The following is a 5,182-nucleotide window of genomic DNA, read 5'->3' as shown; positions in this document are numbered from 1 at the left end:
CTTTTTTGCTGTGTGATATATTAAAACCCGTGGGCTTCCATATCGAGGAAATCCACGGGCTTTGTTGCGCTTTTTTTACAGCGCCTCATTTTTATTCAGCGGTGCAAATTTGTATCATATCACAATGTGTGGCGTAAAATGCCCGTCACGGCAAGTGACTATTTAACCGTCTTTTCAGTATAAGCACCATAATAGTTCACACCATTGTATTTTCTGTATGCCCTTATTCTGAATGTTTTAGTGCCTGACAGATTTTTTGCAGTGTAGCTTTTGCCTGATGTTGTGGTGAGCTTCTTCCAACTGCTTCCTGACTTCACATATATCTCATATCCTGTGGCTTTTGATACCTTGTTCCATGCAAGTGAGATGTTGCTTCCCGAACGCTTTGCCGTTTTGACAGTGACGTTTGCAGGAAGTGTGCAGGTGACCACCTGTGCAGGCTTGCTGTATTGCATAACATTGTCGCTTACATAATATGCCTTTACTCTGTATGTGTACATAGTGCCTGATGACTTGCCTGAGTTGATGTAGTATGGATAAATAGTGTCCCCAAGCTCTTTGTAGCTGTCGGTAGTGCCTATCCACTGATAAACGCTGTAGCCAGATACTCCATTCACGCTTTCCCATGTGATAGTGTTGGAACTTGATGTGTTCACTGATGAGGAAAGCCCCTCTGGTGTGTTTGCAGGACGAATGGTGATGTCCTTTTCAGTGTAGTCACCGTAGTAGTTTATGTAGTTATAATTTCTTATGGCTCTTACTCTGAAACGATAAGCTGTTTTCTGTGAAAGATCGCTTGCAGTGTAGCTCGTTCCCGAAAGGGTGGAGAGAGTTTTCCATGTTCCGTTTGTGTACATCTCTACCTGATAGCCTGTAGCCTTTGATACCTTGTTCCAGTTGAGTGTTATGGAATCAACGTCAGTGGAGCAAAGGGAGAATGATACGTTTGCAGGAAGAGTGCAGGTGGTAAGCTCAGAGGAATATGCACCCTCGATACGCTGTCCGTCAACAGTGTTGAATGCCCTTACCTTGTATCTGTACATCGTGCCTGAGCTTTTCTTTGAGTTTGTGAACTTTGTGGACGTGGTCGTGCCTATGAGCTTGTAGCTGTCGTTAGTACCTATCCACTGATAGATCTCATAGCCTTCCGCTTTTTTGGAAGCGTTCCATGTTATGGTGTTTGATGTAGACGTGTTTGAAGTGCTTCTTATGCCTGTTACCGTACTTGGTATGTCAGTGACCTCAGCGTTTACATATGTGTAACCACCGTTGTAGTATACGCCACTGTAATTTCTTCTTGCCTTTACTCTGAACTTATTAACACCGTTCTGTGTGATACCATTCACCTTGTATGAAAGGCTTGAAGTTGTGCCGACCTGCTTCCATACACCGTTCACATAATGCTCCACGATGTAGTCGGTCGCCTTTGAAACCTTGCCCCAGCTAATGGTGACAGAAGTTCCCCTTGCAGAAGCGGATATCTTTGAGATGTTTGCAGGAAGAGTGCAGGTGGTGAATACCTCGGAGTAATCCCCGTAAACACGCTTGCCCGAAGCGTCACTGTAGGCTCTTACCATGTATTTGTACATTGTGCCTGTGGACTTGTTAGAGTTTGTAAAGTATGTATTCTTTGTGTCGCCTATTTTTTTCTTGCTTGTGTCGCTAGGGCTTGTTCCCTGATATACCTCATATCCTGTTGCGTCAGGAGCGCCGTTCCAAGCAAATGTGTTGGAAGTGGAGGTGTTTGACACAGAGATAAGGTCGGACACATAAAGGGGAAGCTTGCCCGAATACCATACGTTCACGTCAGTGTAGGCTGAAATGCCTGAAACAGTACCGCTTCCTGAATATTGCCACATATCCATGCGCTGGTCATAATTGGTGTTGCTTGTGTAGTGAGCCAGCCATATAGGATATTTCTTGCCAAGCCCTGCTCCGTCAATGTAGTAGTTTAGCCATGTGTAGTTTGCATAAACACCTGCGCTGTAGCCCGATTTTATGATAGTGTCGCAAAAAGCTGTGCAAAGAGCGGTCTTTTGAGCCTTGGAAAGCCCTGCACTGTCAAGTCTGCCAGTGTCATAGTCAACAGACTCGATATCGTAATAAACAGGCATTTGCAGAGAATATCCCTTTATCCTGTCAAGAACGAACTTAGCCTCTGCCTTAGCCTCGGCTGTGGTTATCGCCTGCGTGTAGAAGTATACGCCAACTTTAAGCCCTGCCTTGGTAGCTCCGTCAAGATAGGTCTTGAACTTAGGGTCTTCCACAAGCGTTCCTGCACTGCCATAGCCACGGTAGCCTACTCTTATGATAACAAATTCCACACCGCTGTTTTTGACCTTTTTCCAATCTATGTTGCCTTGATAATAGGAAACGTCAATGCCATAGACCTTTGAAACACCGCTGAATCTGTTTTGATGAGTAAGGCTGTCAGCCCCCCACAGAGCAGACATTGTCATAATGCCGTATGGATCGTTGTTTTCAAGATATTTATGATACTCAGGGTCGTCCTCAGTGACAGGCTCTAAAAGACCATCAGCCTCCATATTGCCTGTAGCATATTCAGGCTTTGATATCTGGATATCATTTGAAAGCTCACTTGACGCAATGCTTTTCTCTGCCGCATACACGAATGGAACAGACTGAGCCATTATTGCCGCTGACAAAACCACACCAGTCAGCTTTGGAATAAATTTCATAATTTCCTCCCGTAGAATTGTAGGCAGAGTTAACATTTTTCCTGCCATTTTACACGATAATTTTTACACACCCTTTATTATAGCCCTTTTTCAGCACGTTGTCAAATTCGCATTTATACAAATAAATACAATTCAGTAATTTTAAAGTTAAATCATTACACTTATTTTGAGATTTATGTAATAATAAGTAAGTAAAGATGTTCATGATACACAAGATTAGGAAAGAAATTTTGTGTATCATGATATGCCTTAAATGGCACTGCAAGGCACAGTTAATGAGAATAATCAGCATTTTAGCTGGCATAATAATGGAGAAAAAAGAAAAGGAGAGCATAAAAAATGGATATATCAAAGCGAAACGCAGTTAGGATAGTGTCTTTCACAGTGGCTGTCGTGGGTGTGCTTGCGGTGAGAAATATACAACTTATGAGCAGCGAAAAAAGGGCGTTGCGTAGTGTGAACTACACCTATTCAAGAGCCATGGGCGATCTGTGCGACGCAGTAGAGAACGTGAGCGACACTCTTGAAAAGGAACTTTATGCAGGCTCAGGAAAAATGCACCAGTCACTTGCGGTGAAGCTTTACAGAGAAGCGTCCTCGGCAAAGGCGGCTCTGTCACAGCTTCCCATAGAAGAGCTGCAGCTTGAAAACACCTACAAATTTCTCTCACAGGTAGGAAACTACTCCATGGCAGTGAGCGAGAGGCTCATAAACGGCGAGGAGATAACAGACGAGGAGTATGAGAACATATCCTCGCTCTATGACTTTTCCAAAGAACTTTCCGAGGATATGTGGGAGCTTGAAAGCTCAGTGAACAGCGGTGAGATAGCCCTCACCCAAACAGGCTCACAGCAGAGCGACCCGCCCACAGTGACAGAGGGCTTCTCAGACTTTGAGGGAAGCTTTGAAAGCTATCCAAGCCTTATTTATGACGGCCCATTCTCAGACAATATCATGGAGCGTACCCCACGCATGACATCTGAGGCAGAGAACGTTTCACAGACCAAAGCCCTTGAACGCTGTTCCCTGGGGCTTAACATGAACTCCACAGTGTTCACAGATATCTCAGAGGTAGAGGGCAAAATGCCATGCTGGAGATTTTCAAACGAGGATAAGACGGTGGCTTGCGAGGTGACAAAGCAGGGTGGATATATCTCATATTTCCTCAAAAGCCGTATCAGCGAAAGCACAGAGCTTACAAACGAGCAGGGAGTAAAGGCAGCAGAGGATTTTCTCGATGACCTCGGCATACTGTCCATGAAAACCACCTACTATGAGAATATCGACAACGTTCTCACAGTGAATTTCGCCTACAACGACCTTGACGTGTGCTGTTACACCGACCTTATAAAGGTATCAGTAGCAATGGACGACGGTGAGATATTAGGCTTTGACGCAAAGGGCTTTTTGGTGAACCATTATGACAGAGATATTCCCGAAGCGGATATATCCCAAAGCCGAGCGAAAGAGAGCGTGTCCCCGCGCCTTGAAATAGTATCCGGCAGGCTTGCACTTATCCCTACCGACGGTTTGGAGGAGAAGCTGTGTTATGAGTTCAGGTGCAGGGCAGAAAACGGAAGGAACGTGCTTGTATATATAAATGCACAGACCGCTGAGGAGGAGCAGATACTCATTCTTGTGGAAAGCAAGTCAGGAACACTGACTGTGTAAAGTAGGAGGATAAAAAAATGTCAGATTTCAGAAATTCAAAGACAAAGGATAACCTTATGAGAGCCTTTGCAGGGGAAAGTCAGGCACGAAACCGCTACACAATGGCGGAGGAAAAGGCAAGACAGCAGAAGCTTTATGTGCTTGCCGACCTGTTCAAATTCACAGCCAATCAGGAGAAAGTTCACGCAAAGATATTCTACGAGCATCTCAAAGAGCTGTCAGGGGAGAGCGTGTTTGTTGACGGCGGTTATCCTGTGGATATTTCGGAGGATATGTGTACCTTGCTTGGTATGGCAGACCACAACGAGCGTCAGGAATCAGACGACGTTTATCCTGCGTTTGCTGAGGTCGCAAGACAGGAGGGCTATGGAAAGATAGCGCAGGACTTTACGAATATCGCCAAGATAGAGAATGTTCACGGCAAGCGTTTTGCGGCATTTGGCAAGCTTATGAGAGAGGGAAAGCTGTTCTCTTCCTCCCAGTCTGAAACGTGGGTATGCTTGAACTGCGGTTATATCGTGGAGGGCACACAAGCCCCTGAGAGGTGTCCTGTTTGCGGAGAAGCGCAGGGATATTATATCAGGCTTTCAATGGCTTCATGGGGAAGTAATTGTAACTGTGATAAATAGTGCTCTGTGCGGTGCGGCTGAAAATGCCGTGCCGCATTGTGCTTTATAAAAATACATCGCCGCAGGAGATACCATAATTCCTCACTCCTCATTCCTCACTTTCCCGATTGTAGGTTTGTCAATCATATTGGACACTATTATTAAGAAATTCGATAGGCGAAAACCATTTGAGGGGACGCATAG

Annotated in this window: 3 protein-coding genes; 2 read left to right on the top strand and 1 reads right to left on the bottom strand. The window is 45.0% G+C overall.

Going from position 1 to position 5,182, the window contains the following annotated elements:
* Positions 1-158 precede the first annotated feature (158 nt).
* The gene (locus AB5123_RS13700) at positions 159-2,699 is read right to left on the bottom strand and encodes a GH25 family lysozyme (protein ID WP_368364955.1); all 2,541 of its coding nucleotides are present in this window, start codon (positions 2,697-2,699) and stop codon (positions 159-161) included.
* 339 nt (positions 2,700-3,038) lie between these two features.
* Here AB5123_RS13700 and ypeB point away from each other — a divergent pair, with 339 nt between their 5' ends.
* Both ypeB and rbr read left to right on the top strand, forming a co-directional pair.
* Entirely contained in the window at positions 3,039-4,370 is a 1,332-nt protein-coding gene (gene ypeB, locus AB5123_RS13695; protein ID WP_195249566.1) for a germination protein YpeB, read from the top strand.
* Positions 4,371-4,387: 17 nt separating this feature from the next.
* Positions 4,388-4,999 carry a rubrerythrin gene (gene rbr / locus AB5123_RS13690; protein ID WP_278643788.1) on the top strand — a complete coding sequence of 204 codons (612 nt, stop codon included), beginning with the start codon at positions 4,388-4,390 and terminating at the stop codon, positions 4,997-4,999.
* Positions 5,000-5,182: the final 183 nt, after the last annotated feature.

Source organism: Ruminococcus sp. RTP21204st1_B2_RTP21204_210225 (genome assembly GCF_040914135.1).
GTDB classification, from domain to species: Bacteria; Bacillota; Clostridia; order Oscillospirales; family Ruminococcaceae; genus Hominimerdicola; species Hominimerdicola aceti.
Note: the sequence above shows the minus strand (reverse complement) of the source record. Positions and strands in the feature narration are given on the sequence as shown.

Bases quoted from the DNA above. Each gene is read 5' to 3' on its own strand.
- AB5123_RS13700 (WP_368364955.1), bottom strand. From the start codon at position 2,699: ATGAAATTTATTCCAAAGCTGACTGGTGTGGTTTTGTCAGCGGCAATA.
- ypeB (WP_195249566.1), top strand. From the start codon at position 3,039: ATGGATATATCAAAGCGAAACGCAGTTAGGATAGTGTCTTTCACAGTG.
- rbr (WP_278643788.1), top strand. From the start codon at position 4,388: ATGTCAGATTTCAGAAATTCAAAGACAAAGGATAACCTTATGAGAGCC.